At 65.4% G+C, this 15,434-nt stretch carries 16 protein-coding genes; 5 read left to right on the top strand and 11 right to left on the bottom strand.

The features are described from left to right. Positions 1-9 precede the first annotated feature (9 nt). From ACX40Y_RS13560 to ACX40Y_RS13520, 9 genes are all read right to left on the bottom strand, one after another. Positions 10-3,186, bottom strand: coding sequence for an efflux RND transporter permease subunit (locus ACX40Y_RS13560; protein ID WP_459120098.1), 3,177 nt, complete (start codon positions 3,184-3,186; stop codon positions 10-12). Between the two features lie 83 nt (positions 3,187-3,269). Then, positions 3,270-4,541, bottom strand: coding sequence for an efflux RND transporter periplasmic adaptor subunit (locus ACX40Y_RS13555; protein WP_459120097.1), 1,272 nt, complete (start codon positions 4,539-4,541; stop codon positions 3,270-3,272). Continuing rightward, a complete protein-coding gene (locus tag ACX40Y_RS13550; protein ID WP_459120096.1) occupies positions 4,519-4,929 on the bottom strand; it encodes a hypothetical protein in 411 nt (136 codons plus the stop codon). The genes ACX40Y_RS13555 and ACX40Y_RS13550 overlap by 23 nt, the downstream gene beginning before the upstream one ends. A gap of 386 nt (positions 4,930-5,315) precedes the next feature. Further along, complete coding sequence (locus ACX40Y_RS13545; RefSeq protein ID WP_459120095.1) at positions 5,316-5,927, bottom strand: TetR/AcrR family transcriptional regulator; 612 nt, start codon at positions 5,925-5,927, stop codon at positions 5,316-5,318. Positions 5,928-6,130: 203 nt separating this feature from the next. Then, positions 6,131-6,487 carry a tetratricopeptide repeat protein gene (locus tag ACX40Y_RS13540; RefSeq protein ID WP_459120094.1) on the bottom strand — a complete coding sequence of 119 codons (357 nt, stop codon included), beginning with the start codon at positions 6,485-6,487 and terminating at the stop codon, positions 6,131-6,133. A gap of 159 nt (positions 6,488-6,646) precedes the next feature. After that, positions 6,647-7,075: an ExbD/TolR family protein gene (locus tag ACX40Y_RS13535; protein WP_459120093.1), complete on the bottom strand. Its 429-nt coding sequence runs from the start codon at positions 7,073-7,075 to the stop codon at positions 6,647-6,649. 26 nt (positions 7,076-7,101) lie between these two features. Beyond that, on the bottom strand, positions 7,102-7,581 hold the full coding sequence (locus ACX40Y_RS13530; protein WP_459120092.1) for an ExbD/TolR family protein: 480 nt from the start codon (positions 7,579-7,581) through the stop codon (positions 7,102-7,104). 85 nt (positions 7,582-7,666) lie between these two features. After that, positions 7,667-8,461 carry a MotA/TolQ/ExbB proton channel family protein gene (locus tag ACX40Y_RS13525; protein ID WP_459120091.1) on the bottom strand — a complete coding sequence of 265 codons (795 nt, stop codon included), beginning with the start codon at positions 8,459-8,461 and terminating at the stop codon, positions 7,667-7,669. A gap of 73 nt (positions 8,462-8,534) precedes the next feature. After that, a complete protein-coding gene (locus ACX40Y_RS13520) occupies positions 8,535-9,209 on the bottom strand; it encodes a TonB family protein (RefSeq protein ID WP_459120090.1) in 675 nt (224 codons plus the stop codon). Positions 9,210-9,435: 226 nt separating this feature from the next. Here ACX40Y_RS13520 and ACX40Y_RS13515 point away from each other — a divergent pair, with 226 nt between their 5' ends. Further along, complete coding sequence (locus ACX40Y_RS13515; protein WP_459120089.1) at positions 9,436-10,272, top strand: hypothetical protein; 837 nt, start codon at positions 9,436-9,438, stop codon at positions 10,270-10,272. Between the two features lie 35 nt (positions 10,273-10,307). Here the strand turns inward: ACX40Y_RS13515 and ACX40Y_RS13510 are convergent, their stop codons facing one another. Then, positions 10,308-10,679: a dihydroneopterin aldolase gene (locus ACX40Y_RS13510; protein ID WP_459120088.1), complete on the bottom strand. Its 372-nt coding sequence runs from the start codon at positions 10,677-10,679 to the stop codon at positions 10,308-10,310. Positions 10,680-10,792: 113 nt separating this feature from the next. On the opposite strand from ACX40Y_RS13510, the gene ACX40Y_RS13505 reads away from it, so the two are divergent. Genes ACX40Y_RS13505 through ACX40Y_RS13490 form a run of 4 tightly spaced genes read left to right on the top strand, consistent with a single transcriptional unit; the run spans position 10,793 to position 13,837 of the window. Next, positions 10,793-11,389, top strand: a complete 597-nt coding sequence (locus tag ACX40Y_RS13505) for a GNAT family N-acetyltransferase (protein ID WP_459120087.1) — start codon at positions 10,793-10,795, stop codon at positions 11,387-11,389. Positions 11,390-11,442: 53 nt separating this feature from the next. Continuing rightward, on the top strand, positions 11,443-12,009 hold the full coding sequence (locus ACX40Y_RS13500; protein ID WP_459120086.1) for a DUF1285 domain-containing protein: 567 nt from the start codon (positions 11,443-11,445) through the stop codon (positions 12,007-12,009). After that, positions 12,006-12,602, top strand: a complete 597-nt coding sequence (locus ACX40Y_RS13495; RefSeq protein ID WP_459120085.1) for a CoA pyrophosphatase — start codon at positions 12,006-12,008, stop codon at positions 12,600-12,602. Before ACX40Y_RS13500 ends, ACX40Y_RS13495 begins: the two co-directional genes overlap by 4 nt. Continuing rightward, on the top strand, positions 12,599-13,837 hold the full coding sequence (locus ACX40Y_RS13490; protein WP_459120084.1) for a CCA tRNA nucleotidyltransferase: 1,239 nt from the start codon (positions 12,599-12,601) through the stop codon (positions 13,835-13,837). Before ACX40Y_RS13495 ends, ACX40Y_RS13490 begins: the two co-directional genes overlap by 4 nt. Here ACX40Y_RS13490 and ACX40Y_RS13485 read toward each other — a convergent pair. Then, positions 13,777-15,390 carry a putative bifunctional diguanylate cyclase/phosphodiesterase gene (locus tag ACX40Y_RS13485; protein WP_459120172.1) on the bottom strand — a complete coding sequence of 538 codons (1,614 nt, stop codon included), beginning with the start codon at positions 15,388-15,390 and terminating at the stop codon, positions 13,777-13,779. The genes ACX40Y_RS13490 and ACX40Y_RS13485 overlap by 61 nt on opposite strands. Positions 15,391-15,434 lie beyond the last annotated feature (44 nt).

Here is a 15,434-nt window from a genome sequence, read left to right as displayed (position 1 = left end):
GCGTTGTCCTTATTCCGCCGGTTGCAGCGTGGCGTCGTGACCGCCTGCGCGGCGCCGGCGCGCCAGACGCTCGCCGAGCGTGCGGCACACGACGTAGAAGGTGGGCGTGAAGAGCAGGCCGAAGCCGGTGACGCCGATCATCCCGAAGAACACCGCCGTGCCCAGCGCCTGGCGAAGCTCGGCCCCCGCCCCGCTTGCGATCAGCAGCGGCACCGCGCCGAGGATGAACGCGAACGACGTCATCAGGATCGGGCGCAGACGATCGCGCGCCGCCCGCACCGCCGCCTCGACCGGCGACAGCCCGTCGACATCCTCCGCCTGCTTGGCGAACTCGACGATCAGGATCGCGTTCTTCGCCGCCAGCGCGATCAGCACGACCAGGCCGATCTGGGTGAGGACATTATTGTCCATCCCGCGCAGGTTGACGCCCAGCATCGCCGCCAGCAGACACATCGGCACGATCAGGATGATCGCCAGCGGCAGCACCACGCTTTCATATTGCGCCGCCAGCACCAGGAAGACGAATACCACGGCCAGCGCGAACACCAGCCCGGCGGTGTTGCCGGCCGCCTTCTGCTGATAGGCGATTCCGGTCCACTCGCCCTTGTACCCGTCGGGCAATTCGCTCGCGAGCTTCTCCATCGTGTCGAGCGACCGGCCCGAGCTGTAACCGGGCGCGGTATCGCCATCGACCTCCACCGCTGGGAACAGATTGTACCGCGTCACACGGTACGGGCCCGTCCGGTTCTCGAAGGTCGATACCGATCCGATCGGCACCATCGCGCCGGAGCTGGAACGGGTCTTCAGATTGGCGATATCGGCCTCGGTCGCGCGGAACGGCGCATCGGCCTGTGCGGTCACGCGATAGGTGCGGCCGAGCATGTTGAAGTCGTTGACGAAGGTGGAGCCGAGATAGACGCTCAGCGCCTCGAACACGCGTTCCGGGGGCACGCCCAGCATCTCGGCCTTGCGGCGATCGATGTCGGCAAAGATGCGCGGCGTGGCGGTGTTGAAGAAGGTATAGACCTGGCTCAACCCCTTGGTCTGGTTCGCCTTTCCGATCAGCCCGAACGCGGTCTTGCCAAGCTCGGCATAGCCATGTTCGCCGCGATCCTCGATCATCATGCGATAGCCGCCGGCCGAACCGATGCCCTGGATCACCGGCGGTGGCACTACCATCAGCATCGCCTCGTTGATGTCCGCGGTGCGCTTGCGCGCCTCGTCCATGATCCCGGCATAGGTCACGCCCAGCCTGGCGCGTTCCTCGAACGAGAGCAGCGGCACATAGGCGGCGGCGCTGTTGGGTGCGAGCGTCTGCGACGGGCCGTCAAAGCCGGCCAGCATCACCGATCCCTTCACGCCCGGTATCGGCAGGATGCGCGCCACCACCTTGCGCATTACCGCGTCGGTCCGCTCGAGCGACGATCCCGGCGGCAACTGGATGACCGTCAGAAAATAACCCTGATCCTGTGCGGGAATGAACCCGACCGGGGTCGCCCAGAACATGCCGACGGTCGCGGCGATGAGGCCGGCATAGGCCAGCATCATCCGCTTGGGCCGCGTCACCAACGCCGCGGTCAGGCGGGCATAGCCTGCCCCCATGCGATCGAAGCCGCGGTTGAACCGATCGGCGGCGCCCTGGAGCACGCGGCCGATCCGCCCCGGCGTCTTGGCCGTGTGATCGCGCAGCAGCACGGCCGCGAGCGCTGGCGACAGGGTGAGCGACACGAGCAGCGAAATGGCCGTCGCGGCGGAAATCGTCACGGCGAACTGCTTGTAGAATGCGCCCGACAAGCCGGTCAGGAACAGCGTCGGCAGGAACACCGCCAGCAGCACCAGCACGATTGCCACCAGCGCGCCCGAAACCTCGTCCATCGAGGTCCGCGCCGCCTCGAGCGCGGTCATGCCGTTCGACAGGTTGCGCTCGACATTCTCGACGACGACGATGGCATCGTCGACGACGATCCCGATCGCCAGCACCAGCCCAAACAGCGAAAGGTTGTTGAGCGAATAGCCGAGCGCGAGCAGCACCGCCATCGTGCCGATCAGCGACACTGGGATCGCGACCACCGGGATGATCGCTGCGCGCCATTTCTGGAGGAACACGATCACCACCAGCACGACCAGCACGACCGCTTCGCCTAGCGTGTGATACACCGCATCGATCGACTGCGCGATGAACGCGGTGGGGTTATAAATCACCCGATATTCAAGGCCTTTCGGGAAGTCCTTCGACATCGACTGAAGCTCGGCCTCGATCGCCTGGGCAGCGGCCAGCGCGTTCGAGCCGGGGCGCTGGAACACGCCAAGGATCACGGTCGGTTCGTTCGACAGATAGGTATTCGATGAATAGTCCGCCGCGCCCAGCTCCACCCGTGCCACGTCGCGAACACGAACCTGATGGCCATCCGCATCGGTGCGGACAACCACGTCGGCGAACTGCGCCGGCTCCTTCAGTCGCCCCTGCGTCTGGACGTTGAGCTGGAACGCGCTTCCCGTCGGCGTCGAGCCGGGTTGGCCGAGCGAACCCGCCGCGACCTGGATATTCTGCGCCCGCAGCGCCTGGACGATGTCGCCGGCGGTCAGGTCGAGCGCCGCTGCCCGGCCCGGATCGATCCACACGCGCATCGCATAATCGCGTGCGCCGAACATCCGCACGTCGCCCACGCCCTCGACGCGGGCCAGCCGGTCCTTGACCTGGGTGAGCGCGTAGTTGGAGATATAGCCGCGATCGACCGACTTGTCGGGCGAGATCAGGTTGACCACCATCAGGAAGTCGGGCGTGGTCTTGCGCGTGACGACGCCCAGCCGCTGTACCTCTTCGGGCAGGCGCGGGGTGGCCACCGCGACGCGGTTCTGCACCAGCACCTGCGCGGCATCCAGATCGGTGCCCGGCTTGAACGTCACCGTGATCGTCACGTTGCCGTCGCCGGTGGATTGCGACGACTGGTAGAGCATGTCGTCGACGCCGTTGATCTCCTGCTCGATCGGCGCGGCGACGGTCTCCGCCACCGTCTCGGCCGATGCGCCGGGATAGCTGGCGGTGACCGTCACCGTCGGCGGGACGATGTCGGGATATTGCGAAATGGGCAGCGCGAAATAGGCGATCGCGCCAAGAATGGTGATGACGATCGAGATCACCGCCGCGAAGATCGGGCGCGTGATGAAGAAGCGTGAGAGGCGCATGGCCGTCTCCCCGTTTGAGGATATCTTTGAATTGCGAGGGGCAAGTCGCCGCCGGCCCGCGCGGTGCAGGCGGCGGCGAAGCGTCAGCGCGCGAAGGTCGCGCCGCCGGCGGCCGGGGTGGCGATGCTCGGTTCGGGCGTGTCCGGCGCCGGGGCGATCTTGCCGGGCTTGGGCTGAACCTGCGTTCCCGGCGGCACCATCTGCGCGCCGGCCAGGATCACCCGATCGTCGGGCGACAAGCCGGTACGGACGATGCGAAGGCCGTCGACGAGCGGCCCGGTTTCGATCGGTCGCGGCTCCACCTTGTCGTCCTTGCTGAGCACCATCACCACCTTGCGCGCCTGATCGGCCTGGATCGCCGCATCGGGCACCAGCACGGCACGGGTCGTGCCTCCGGTGGAAAGCCGCATGTTGCCGAACATGCCGGGCGTCAGGAACAGATCGGGATTGCGCAGCACGGCACGGGCACGGATCGTGCCCGAGCGCGGATCGAGCCCGTTATCGGTGAAATCGAGTTGCCCCTTCCAGCGATAATCGGCCTCGTCCTGCAACCGGATTTCCACCGGCGATGTGGCGCTACCTTCGGCATGGGCGCGTTTCGCCTTGAGGAACAGCGCCTCCGAACTGTCGAATCTGAAATAGATGGGGTCGAGCGCGTTGATCGTGGTAAGCAGTGTGCCGCCCTGCCCCTCGCCCGCCGCTACCAGATTGCCGGCATCGACCTTGCGGTCCGAAATGCGTCCGGCGATCGGTGCGCGCACCTGCGTGAACGTCATGTCCAGCTGCCGTGCCCTCACCCGCGCCTCGGCCGCCGCAACCGATGCGCTGGCGGCGCGGACGCGCGCCTGAAGCTGCTCGACATCGCTCTTCGACACGGCCTCGACGTCGACGAGCCGCTCGGCACGCGCGAGATCGGACTTGGCCAGCGCGAACGAGCTTTGCGCGCTGGCGAGGCCGGCCCGCGCTTCCGCAAGCGCCGCCGCGAACGGGCGTGGATCGATGCTGAAAAGCAGCTGCCCCTTCTGCACAACGGCGCCGTCCTTGAAATGCACGCCGACGATCGCCCCCGAGACGCGGGGGCGAACCTCGACCGAACGGCTCGGCTCGAAACGGCCGATATAGTCGTCGAACTCGCTGACCTCGCGGACGAGCGGCTTCGCGACGGTCACCACCGGCGGCGGCGGCGCGGCCATTGCGGGCGAGTCGCGATCGAATATCGCGACGCCGCCCGCGACGAGCGCCACGGGCAGCGCCACCAGCGCGCCGCGCTGCCAGCGGGACATGCGTTTTCCAGCGTCGGGCGTCCGCTCGGTCGCCTTCGGATCGGCAGGATCAATGCGTCCGATCATGTTCACGTCGTTTCCCCTGATTGAGTGCCGCGCGACCGCGGCTGATGCTGGCGAGCAGCGTTTCATATTGTTCGTTTGTGAAGCCGGCCGCGTGAAACGCGCGAATTTCGGATGCCGGCAGATGATAGCCCTTGTGCCAAGCGAGCACCGACAGGCGCCGCAACGCCTCCAGCCGCGCGTCCGCCAACCGCGGATTCCCGCGGTCTCCGCCGAAAATCGCGCCAAGCGCGATCGCCATCCGGCTCGGCGATTCCAGCGACGAAAGCCGATCGCCCCGCGCGATCGCCACAACCTGCCATTCGAGCGCGGTCAACCCGACGGCCGAACGCGGCACGGACAGACTGGCGGGTGTCGCGGGCGAGCCTTCAAGCGAAGTAAAGTTCAGATAGGCCATGGCCATTCTCCCTGTTCGGCGGTCGGGCAGACGCGCCCTTACCCCCGGTGGCGTCGATCCACCGGCGCTAGGCTGCCCCGTCCTGGCGTGCGAAATCAGTTGCGTGCCGCGCGTGCGGCCGCGATTCCGTGTCACAACTGTTTGAAATGCCGTGCGCGATCGACAATGCACGGCGCCATGCCATGCAGATAAAGACGATCGGCGTTGGCGATAGAGGTTCGCGGGTCAGGGCCCGCTATGATCTCCACACTCTGGATATCGGCGCATCGCAGCTACCTTTCGGCCTGATCCAGGAACCGAATTGCCTGGACCTCTTTCATACCGATCGGTATATTAATTGCACTGCACAACGTCAACCGGTTTTTATACCGGTCGGTATTTTTTGTCTAGCGGCCCGGCCACATCGACAGGCTGACCGTGATCAATCCCTGAAGATCTTGACAGGTGGCGCCCGCGCCCGCCTGCACGGCGAGGCCCTGAAGGATGGCGAGCAGGTAGCTGGTCACCGCTTTCGGGTCTGAATCGGCCGGCAGGTCGCCTTCGGCACGGGCACGCTCGAATCGTTCGACAAGCGCTTTCTTCGCGACAGCGCCGCGGGCGATCACCTCAGCGCGGATCGACTCCGCCTCGGCGCCGCATGCCATCGAATTGATGACGCCCATGCAGCCTTTGGGATCGCAGCTGCTCAGTTGCATCTCGAGCGCGCCGTGCAACAGCCGCTCGGCCACGCCGCGTGCAGTCGGCGCCTCCAGCGCCTTGCTCATATAATCGAGCTTTTCGCGCTCGTAGAGGTCGAGCGCCTTGCGAAACAGCGCCTCCTTGTTGCCGAACGCCGCATAAAGGCTGGGCCGCGTAATGCCCATTGCCTCGGTCAGGTCGTTGAGCGACGCCCCCTCATAGCCTTTGCTCCAGAACACGCGGAGCGCCGCCGTCAGCGCCTGATCGACGCAGAACTCGCGAGGCCGCCCCTTCGGGGCGCAATGCAGGTCAGCTTTCATATCGATCGGTATATATGCATTCCGGCGCAAACGTCCAGTACCGACGATTTCCGTAAGCTCCTGATTCGGCGACAAAAGCTTTCTACGCTCATGCGCATCAGGTAGATTTGCAGCCACTAAGGTGCACCCATCGCCTTCGAGCCAGCTGTTTACTCTGGCGACGGACGGAGGCGTCGTCCGCTGACGGCGCCCCCGATATCCGGTCAGCGCGCGGTAAATTGCACCGTGTCGAGCCGGCGCAGACCGCGGCGGGCGATCGAATGCGAACCTGCCACATCCTCGTTCGCCAGATTCATTGTCACATCCTGCTGTGCAAGCACGCGCTGATAGGCGGCTCGTGCTTCATCGGTTCGGCCGGTCGCGCTGTAAACAGCGGCGAGGTTGAGAAGCGCTTCGGGAAGGTCCGGGTTCGTCCGCAGCGTACCCAGCAGCTTCTGCTCAGCCGGCGCATAGGCGCGGTACATGATCTGCTCGCTCGCCACCCGGCGGTCCTGGGCGGCAGCGGGAGCCGCGATCAGCATCATCGGCGCCAGCGCCGCAACGACAATTTCCATACGCATAGCCGTCTCCTGTCCAACGTTACACCAAGTTTGCTTTTTTGTGACACTTGGATGACATCAACGTGACAGTAAAGTTTCAGCCGCGCAACCCCGGAAAAGGCCATAAAAAAAGACGGCCCCGAAGGGCCGCCTTCCCAAAATGCTCCGTCTCGCGATCGATCAGAAGTCGTTGCGATACTGCTCGTTGCCGACAAAGCCCAGCTTCGTCACGTTCGCACGCTTGATGATCGCCAGAACCCGATCGACCACGTCGTAGCGCGCCTGCGGGTCGGGCTGGAAGTGCAACTCCGGCTCGGGCGACTGTTGCAGCGACGCATCGAGATACTGGCGCAGCATGACATCGTTGATCGGCATGCTGTTCCAGAACACCTGGCCCTGCGCGTCGATATAGACCTTGTTCTTGTCCGGCTCAACGGGCGTGTTCTGACTGTCCGGACTAGGCTGCGGAAGATCGACCTTCACAGCATGCGTCTGGATCGGAATGGTGATGATGAACATGATGAGGAGAACGAGCATGACGTCGATCAACGGCGTCGTGTTCATATCCATCATCGGTTCGCCGTCGTCGCGGCCACCGCTCATTGCCATGTTAAAAACTCCTCAAACGGTGCCGTTCACATCCGCGTCGTGGAAGAACCGGGCTCCGGTTCGGAAATGAAGCCGACCTTGGCGAAGCCTGCCATCTGCATCGTATAGATCGTTGCGCCGATGCAGCGATAGGGCGTATTCACGTCGCCGCGAATATGCACTTCCGGCAGTTCGAGGCCAACCGCATTCGGGCCACCCTGCTTATCGATTTCCGCCTTCAGCTTCGCAACCGCACGGTCGAGCAACTCGCCGTGGTTCACCTGCGTCATGCCCCAATAGACCTTGCAGCCTTCGGGACTGCCCGTGATCGAAAGCGACACATTCTCCGGCTTCGTGGTCGTCGGTTCGAACTGCACCTTGGGCAACTGCAGGTCGATCGTCTGGATCACAACGGGAACGGCGATGAGGAAGATGATCAGGAGAACCAGCATCACGTCCACGAGGGGCGTGGTGTTGATGTCCGACATCGGAACGTCGTCGCCGCCGCTGCCTGTGCTAATCGCCATTGGGCGTTATCCTATCCTTCTTTACGCCGGCCATGAATGCCCGGCGGCGGGGCTGCGCGACACCGGCAGCCCCGCACCTTGATGCTTACGCGCGCGGGGTCTGGACGCCACCGGCCTGACCGGCGGTGGTGGTCGCCGGCTTGGCGGCGGTCGAGGCCGGCGCCTTCGCCGAAGTGACCGGCTTCACGCGGCCGTCCGAAGCGAGGAAGCCCAGCACGTCGTTCGAGAAGGCGTTCAGATGCTCGGCAATCGCCTTGTTGCGGCGCTGCAGGAAGTTGAACGCAAGCACCGCCGGAACGGCGACGACGAGGCCGAGTGCGGTCATGATCAGCGCTTCACCGACCGGGCCGGCGACGGCGTCGATCGAGGCCTGACCGGCCGAACCGATCTTGATGAGCGCGCGGTAGATACCGATAACCGTACCGAACAGACCGATGAACGGCGCGGTCGCACCGACGGTCGCGAGGAAGGCGAGACCACCGGCAAGCGCCGAGTTGATCGACGCTTCCGAACGCGCCAGCGAACCGTGCAGCCAGTCATGCGCTTCGACCGGGTCGGTCAGCAGCTTGTACTGGTCCTGCGCCTGCAGGCCGTCATCGACGATCTGGCGATAGGCCGAGTTCTTCTCGAGCTTGGCCGCACCTTCGCGCAGGCTGGTCGAGGTCCAGAACGTGCTGCTGACGCGCTTGCCCTGGTTAATGATCTTCTGCTGCTCGAACAGCTTGGTGAACAGGATGTAGAGCGAGACGAAGAGCATCAGCACGAGGATCGCGAAGACCGACTGCGAGATCAGGCCGCCTTCCTTGAGCGCCGGGATGAGGCCGTAGGGGTTTTCGCCCTGGGCTGCCGTGGACCCAGCAGCGAGAATGGTCGTGAGCATTTTGGGTTCTTCCTCTAACAATATAGCGTGTTGCGCATGTCAGCCCGCCGCGCGGGCGGGCTGAAAAACGGAGTTACTTCTGGAGCCGCCAGGTGAACCGGCTGACGAACGGCGCCGGGATCTTGTTCCCGTTCGCGTCCTCCGCCGGCGTGAACCGGGCGCGGCGCTTGAGCAGGTTGCACGCCGTGCTGTCGAGCAGCGACGATCCGCTGGAAGAGGTGACCGTACAATTGGTCACCTTGCCGGTCGCGTCCACGTCAAGCCGGAAGCCCACGGTTCCTTCATCGCCTGCACGCGTCGCGGCCGACGGATAGTCGCTGTCCGTCACCCACGAACCCGGCGGGGTGCGCGGCTTCAGGCCCTTCGCAATCCGCGGAGGCGCTGGCGGCGCCGGCGGAGCCGGAGGCGCTGGCGGCGCCGGCGGCGAAATCGGCGGCGGCGGCGGGATGATGGGGGTGCTTTGGATCGGCGGCGCAGGCGACACCGTCTGCACGATCGCCGGCGGCACCACGACCTGGGTCGGGGGCGGCGGCACCGGCGTGTCAGGCGGCGGCGGCGGCGGCGGAATCTCCTCCGGCGGGGGCGGCGGCTCCTCGACCTCGAAGGTCTTCAGCTCTTCCGCTTTCTTCTTGATATATTGGTATGCCAGACCTGTGACGAAGGCATAACCCATGCCAGCAACGATGATCGCGACCATTACGATCGCGACGACGCGGCTGCCACTTACATTCCGGTCAGCGTAAGCCATTCGGCAACGTCACTCCTCTAATCCTGCATGCGACCCTGGCCGGCTGGCTGCCGCGCACAAGTCCGCCCGCCGTGAACCGCTTCGGTGTCCTTAACGACGAGAGCGCCGAGTCTGTATCGCGGGCATCCGAGCTACGCAAACTCTTTGTCGGACGAATTGGTCCTACAACGCGACCATGGCAGAAATATTTCTGTATAAGAACGGCACAATCCGATAACGGCGGGGCATGAAAGTCACCCTCGCCCTGCTGTTTTGTTGCGCAGCCGTGCCGGCCACTGTTGTGCATTCCGCCCCGCAAACCTCGCAAAACCGCGAGGAAGCCGGAAGTGTATTACCAACTTACGCCACCGTCGCGAACGCCGTCGCCGGTGCGCCGCTCGTGATCGACGCGCGCATTCGCGATGTGATCCGGATCAAGGACAAAGATGCTGCCGATCTCGCGCCGGGACGCGCTCGCCTCTACGTCGAGGCCGATGTTCTGGCACTGATTCGCGGTAGCAATCCCCTGCCCGCCCAGATCGCCTATGTGACGGACGTGCCGCTGGACGCACGCGGGCGTGTGCCGAAACTCAAGAAGCAGCGCGTCCTGCTGTTCGCGCGCGACGTCGCCGGCCGCGCCGGGCAGATTCAGCTCACCGGTATCGACAGCCAATATCCCTGGACGCCCGAACTCGATGCGCGCGCACGAGCCATCACCCGCGACCTTCTGGCCGCCGATGCGCCGCCCGCGATCACGGGCATCGGCAACGCCTTCCATGTGCCCGGCGCCCTGCCCGGCGAGAGCGAGACGCAGGTTTTCCTGAAAACAGCGAACGGCGCGCCGATTTCGCTTCAGATTCTGCGGCGCCCCGGCGAGCGGCCGCGCTGGGCGGTGTCACTCGGCGACATCGTCGACAACAGCGCCGGGGCACCGGCCAGGGACACGCTGCTTTGGTATCGCCTAGCCTGTGGGCTGCCGGCCACGCTGCCCGACGCAAGCCTGGACGCGGAAACGCCCGCCAACGCCGCAGGCGCGCGTGACGACTATGCGTTCGTCCTAAGCCAGCTCGGCCGCTGCGCCTGATCCAGGCGCTGACACGCCGCTGAACGCTTTATCGTTCAGCGGCGGTGCCGGACCAGCGTGATGCCGATCGATTCGTCACGCTCGGCAATGGCGAGCTTGACGATTCGCACCTCAACCCGGCGCACGCGCGTATCCGAGACGAACAACGTTTCGCAGATATGCTCGGCCACCGCCTCGATCAGCGTGAAATGAACGTCTCGTGGAAGCGCACCGGTCGCGGCATGCTTCAGGTCGATATAGCTTTTCGACGCGCCAAGCGGCGTATCCGGCGCGAATCGCTCGGGAATGTCGATATCGGCGGTAACCGAGATACGCAGCGGCTGCGGCAGATGCGTTTCCTCGGAATACACACCGGTCAGCACTTCCACCTCGAGGTCGTGGACCTGAAGCTGCAATAGGTCTGGCAATCAAGGAGCCTTTCGTCGAGAATTGATGCGGCCCATAGCAGATGCCGGGGCGAGGAAAAGCCTCGGCGATGCCCGCCTTGTTTCCGCGGTACCGGCCGGCCGGCAATTCATGCTTGCACCTGACGCGGGTCGCGCTACAGGCCGCCGCCCACTGCGTCACCATCCGCGACGCAACCGGGGTGACGCATTTGACTGACTTGGTTCCGCTCGATTCCATCGCTTCGCCTGCGGTCGAAGAGCTGCTGGATCGTGCGTTCGGCCCGGATCGGCACCTGCGGACCGCCTACCGTGTACGTCATGGCACCACCGCGATTGCTGCGCTCAGCTTCGCGGCTCTCGATGAACGCGGCAGACTGTCCGGGACAATCCAGTGCTGGCCGGTTGCCCTTGCCTGCGATTCGGGTCCGGTCGTGCCGATGGTGATGGTCGGGCCGGTCGCGGTGGAGCCGCGATTGCAGCAGAGCGGCATCGGCCGTCAGTTGATGCGGCATGTGCTGGACCTTGCCGAATCGAGCGCCCTGCCCGGCACGGACGCGCTGATGCTGATCGGCGATCCCGAATATTATGCCCGCTTCTTCGGCTTCGACGCCGCATCGACGCAGCATTGGCGGCTGCCCGGCCCGTTCGAGCGGCACCGGTTGCTCGCGCGCGGTACCGGCGTTCCCGATTGCGCTGGCGATCTCGTCGCGCGACCGGGCGCCGCCGCCTGATCGAACGATCGCCGCGTTTCGACAGTGCCGCGCATTCGGGTTAAAGACGCCGCATGCCGATGCCGCCGCCCCCCGATTTCAGCAACCTTTCGCTCGCAGACATCGCGCGCCTGGCCGAGGCGAAGCAGTTGCCGCCGGTCGAGCGGTGGAACCCGGTGCATTGCGGCGACAGCGACATGCGCATCGCCCGCGACGGCACCTGGTTTCACCAGGGCAGTCCGATCGGGCGTCCCGCGATGGTACGATTGTTCTCGACAATCCTGCGCCGGGAAGCGGACGGACGCTTCGTGCTGGTGACCCCGGTCGAGAAGCTCGACATCCAGGTCGAGGACGCGCCGTTCGTCGCCGTGGAAGTCAAGCAAGAGGGCACCGGCGACGCCGCGCGGCTCGCCTTTCGCCTCAACACCGACGACTTGATCGTCGCCGGCCCGGCGCACCCGCTGCACATCATCCAGGGTGCGGACGGGCCGCGGCCCTATCTGCGCGCGCGCGGCGGCCTCGATGCGCTGATCCATCGCAACGTCTATTACGAACTGGCGCAGATCGCCGTCGAAAACGGGACGTCACCCCCCGGTGTCTGGAGCGAAGGCGCCTTCTTCCCGCTCGAGCCCGGCTCATGACGCTCGCCGAACGCCTGCGAACGGCGCTCGTCCAGCCGCACCCTGCGAACGTGCCGCTGCTGGAGGGGGACAGTTTTCCGTTCGACGAGACGCTGGTGCCTCGCGCGGCCGCCGTGCTCGTCGCAATCACCGATCAGCCGCGTCCCAGCGTGATCCTGACGGTGCGAAACGCAAATCTGCGCAACCATGCCGGTCAGATCGCCTTTCCGGGTGGCCAGATCGATCCCGAAGATCGCGACGCGATCGACGCTGCCCTGCGCGAGGCCGAGGAAGAGATCGCGTTGCCGCGCCGCCATGTCGAGGTCGTCGGCACCGCCGACTCCTATCGGACGATCACCGGGTTCGATCTGGTGCCCGTGTTGGGCGTCGTGCCCCCGGCCCTGCCCCTCCTCGCAGCCGAGGGCGAGGTTGCGGACGTGTTCGAGGTGCCGGTCGATTTCCTGTTCGACCCGACGAATCAGGTGCAACGGCGCGCCGAGTATCGCGGCGTCGAACGTCGATACTATGAGATCCAATGGCAGAATCGTCGAATCTGGGGGGCCACCGCGGCCGTGATCGTCAATCTTTCGAAGCGACTGGCGTGGCTGGCATGATCCTTCCCGACGTCGAATGGCGCCGCCGCGAGGGGCTTGATCGCCTGACCGGCGTGCTCGGCGCATGTGACGGGCTGGCGCGATTCGTCGGCGGTGCCGTGCGCGATGCGGTCCTCGGCGTCGATGTTGCCGACGTTGATATTGCCACCGTGCTGTTGCCCGAACAGGTGATGGAACGCCTCGCCTCGGCCGGGATTCGGGCGGTGCCGACGGGCCTGGAGCACGGCACCGTCACCGCCGTGCTGCCGGATGGCCCCGTTGAAGTGACCACGCTTCGCCGCGACGTTTCCACCGATGGCCGGCACGCCAAGGTCGCCTTCACGAACCAATGGCGAGAGGATGCCGCGCGCCGCGATTTCACGATCAATGCGCTCTACGCCGATCCCGTGAGCGGCGCGCTGTTCGACTTTTTCGGCGGTCTCGACGATCTCGCTGCACGCCGAGTCCGCTTTATCGGTGATCCGATGCGCCGAATTGCAGAAGATCACTTGCGCATCCTGCGCTTTTTCCGCTTCCTCGCGCGCTTCGGTGACAGGCCGGACCCCGAAGGCCTTGCCGCGTGTACGGCGCGCGCCCGCGACCTGATGGCGCTCAGCCGCGAGCGCATCCGCGACGAGTTGCTCAAGCTGCTGGTGGCGGCGGACGCGGTCAGCGTGGTGACGCTGATGCTGGAACAGGGCATTCTCGCGCCCGTGCTCCCCGAAATCGTCAGCGCGGATCGCCTGAAAATCCTGGCGGATCGTGAAGCCCGGATGCGCGCGGCGCCCGACCCGATCCGGCGGCTGGCGGCGCTGCTGCTACCCGGCAACGCCGATGGCGCCGCGATCGCCGGTCGCCTCAAGCTGTCCAACGCGCAGCGCAAGCGGCTGCTCACGGCGATGTCGGGCGACGGCCTGGCCGACCCGCGAGGTCTTGCCTATCGTGTCGGCACGACCTCGGCCGAGGATCGCATGCTGCTCCACAGCGCCGATCCGGCGCAGCTGGCAGCGGACTGGCAGGCGCTTTCCGGGTGGCAGGTGCCGGTTCTCCCGCTCAGCGGCGGGGCGCTGGTCGAACGCGGACTTGCGCGCGGGCCAGACGTCGCCCGGGCGCTGCGCGCCGTCGAGGACCGCTGGATCGCAGAAGGTTTTCCGGACGCGAGCCGGGTGGCCGCCCTCGCCGACGACGCCGTGGCTCAGGCGTTACGGGCGGCGATCAGTGCAAAGGCTTCGTCGGCGGGAACCGGCCGCGAATAAAAGAACCCCTGGCCATAGCTGCATCCCAGCGCCGCAAGAGTTTGGGCCAGCTCGTTGGTCTCGATCCCCTCGGCGGTGGTCTGCATGCCAAGCGCCTGGGCGAGGCTGAGGATCGCACGGACGATCGCCACCTTGTCGCGATCGGCGAGCATGCCCGTCACGAAGCTGCGATCGATCTTCAGCAGGTCGATCGGCAGCTTCTGGAGATAGGCGAGGTTCGAATAGCCCGTCCCGAAATCGTCCATAGCCAGCGTGGTGCCGAGATCCTTCAGCACCCGCATCGTCTGGGCGATGCGATCGGGATCGGTGACGATCGCGCTTTCGGTCAGTTCGAGCGTAAAGCGCGAACCCGGCATCCGGTGTGCATCGAGCGCCGCCTTGACCATCGCGCCGATCTGATCGCGCTGGAGCTGGATCGCGGACAGGTTGACCGCGATCTTCACGCCACAATCGCCGCCGGCGCGCACGTCCCAGGCGGCCAGCGTGCGCACCGCCTCCGCCATCGCCCAGCGGCCGAGCGGCACGATCAGACCCGATTCCTCGGCAACCGGAATGAAGTCATTGGGCGAGAGGCGGACGCCGTCCTCGTTGGTCCAGCGGGCCAGCGCCTCGAACGAGCAGATATGCCCGCTGGCCAGATCACAGATCGGCTGAAAGCTCAGCGTCATCTGGCCATTCTCGATCGCGCGGCGAAGTTCGGTTTCGATCGCGAACTGCTCGCGGGCCAGATCGAAGGCGCGGGTATGATAGATTTCGGTGCGGCCGCTCTTCTTGGCCCGACGAACGGCGAACTGGGCGTTGCGAATCAGGTCTTCGGGATCGCCATCATTGTCCGCGCCCATCGCGACGCCGATCGAGCAATCGACGCGGATTTCGAAATTGGACAGGCGAAACGGGTTGCCGAGCGCGGCATGGATGCGCTTGGCGACGTGCATCGCATCGTTCAGACCGTCGTCGAGGTACATCAGCACCGCGAACTCGTCCCCGCCGAGCCGCGCCAGCATGTCGCGGGCGCGCAATGCCCCTTTCAGGCGCCGCGCCACAGAGATCAGCAGTTCGTCCCCGGCCAAGCCGCCCATGCACGCATTGACGCGACTGAAGCGATCGAGGTTGACCACCAGCACGGCGTAATAGACGGCCTCATCGGGCGTTACCCGGCTTTCAATCTCGTCGGAAAAGCCGGAGCGGTTCGGCAGCCCGGTCAGGCTGTCGGTCGCCATCTCCCGGCGCAGGCTGTGTTCGGTGCGCAACTCCGACGTATGATCGACCAGCGTTACCAGGCAGCGCGTGGGATCATTGCGGTCGCGGCGCGCGAACTGGACCCGGAAGTAGCGGCTGTCGACCTCATCGCCGAAGCGCCATGCGATCTGAAGATGCGTCGCCGTCGATTCGAGGAAGGCCTGGATACGTGCAGCCAGCAGCCGGACAAGCGGCGATTCGTCAGCATTCGCGCCGAGTCCCGCGAGGCGAAACGGCCCGTTGGTCGCCAGAAAGACGAAGCGGTCGCCATTCACCTCGATCAACACCGCCGGGACTGGCAGCAGGTCCAGCATCACCTCTGCCATGTCCGGCGAACTTACATAGGCGGGATCAACCT

This window comes from Sphingomonas sp. RS6, from assembly GCF_054489705.1.
Note: the sequence above shows the minus strand (reverse complement) of the source record. Positions and strands in the feature narration are given on the sequence as shown.

What these genes read in the sequence shown, in the direction of transcription:
- ACX40Y_RS13560 (WP_459120098.1), bottom strand. Translation starts at nt 3,186, where the DNA reads ATGCGCCTCTCACGCTTCTTCATCACGCGCCCGATCTTCGCGGCGGTG.
- ACX40Y_RS13550 (WP_459120096.1), bottom strand. Translation starts at nt 4,929, where the DNA reads ATGGCCTATCTGAACTTTACTTCGCTTGAAGGCTCGCCCGCGACACCC.
- ACX40Y_RS13545 (WP_459120095.1), bottom strand. Translation starts at nt 5,927, where the DNA reads ATGAAAGCTGACCTGCATTGCGCCCCGAAGGGGCGGCCTCGCGAGTTC.
- ACX40Y_RS13540 (WP_459120094.1), bottom strand. Translation starts at nt 6,487, where the DNA reads ATGCGTATGGAAATTGTCGTTGCGGCGCTGGCGCCGATGATGCTGATC.
- ACX40Y_RS13535 (WP_459120093.1), bottom strand. Translation starts at nt 7,075, where the DNA reads ATGGCAATGAGCGGTGGCCGCGACGACGGCGAACCGATGATGGATATG.
- ACX40Y_RS13530 (WP_459120092.1), bottom strand. Translation starts at nt 7,581, where the DNA reads ATGGCGATTAGCACAGGCAGCGGCGGCGACGACGTTCCGATGTCGGAC.
- ACX40Y_RS13525 (WP_459120091.1), bottom strand. Translation starts at nt 8,461, where the DNA reads ATGCTCACGACCATTCTCGCTGCTGGGTCCACGGCAGCCCAGGGCGAA.
- ACX40Y_RS13520 (WP_459120090.1), bottom strand. Translation starts at nt 9,209, where the DNA reads ATGGCTTACGCTGACCGGAATGTAAGTGGCAGCCGCGTCGTCGCGATC.
- ACX40Y_RS13515 (WP_459120089.1), top strand. Translation starts at nt 9,436, where the DNA reads ATGAAAGTCACCCTCGCCCTGCTGTTTTGTTGCGCAGCCGTGCCGGCC.
- ACX40Y_RS13500 (WP_459120086.1), top strand. Translation starts at nt 11,443, where the DNA reads ATGCCGATGCCGCCGCCCCCCGATTTCAGCAACCTTTCGCTCGCAGAC.
- ACX40Y_RS13495 (WP_459120085.1), top strand. Translation starts at nt 12,006, where the DNA reads ATGACGCTCGCCGAACGCCTGCGAACGGCGCTCGTCCAGCCGCACCCT.
- ACX40Y_RS13490 (WP_459120084.1), top strand. Translation starts at nt 12,599, where the DNA reads ATGATCCTTCCCGACGTCGAATGGCGCCGCCGCGAGGGGCTTGATCGC.
- ACX40Y_RS13485 (WP_459120172.1), bottom strand. Translation starts at nt 15,390, where the DNA reads ATGCTGGACCTGCTGCCAGTCCCGGCGGTGTTGATCGAGGTGAATGGC.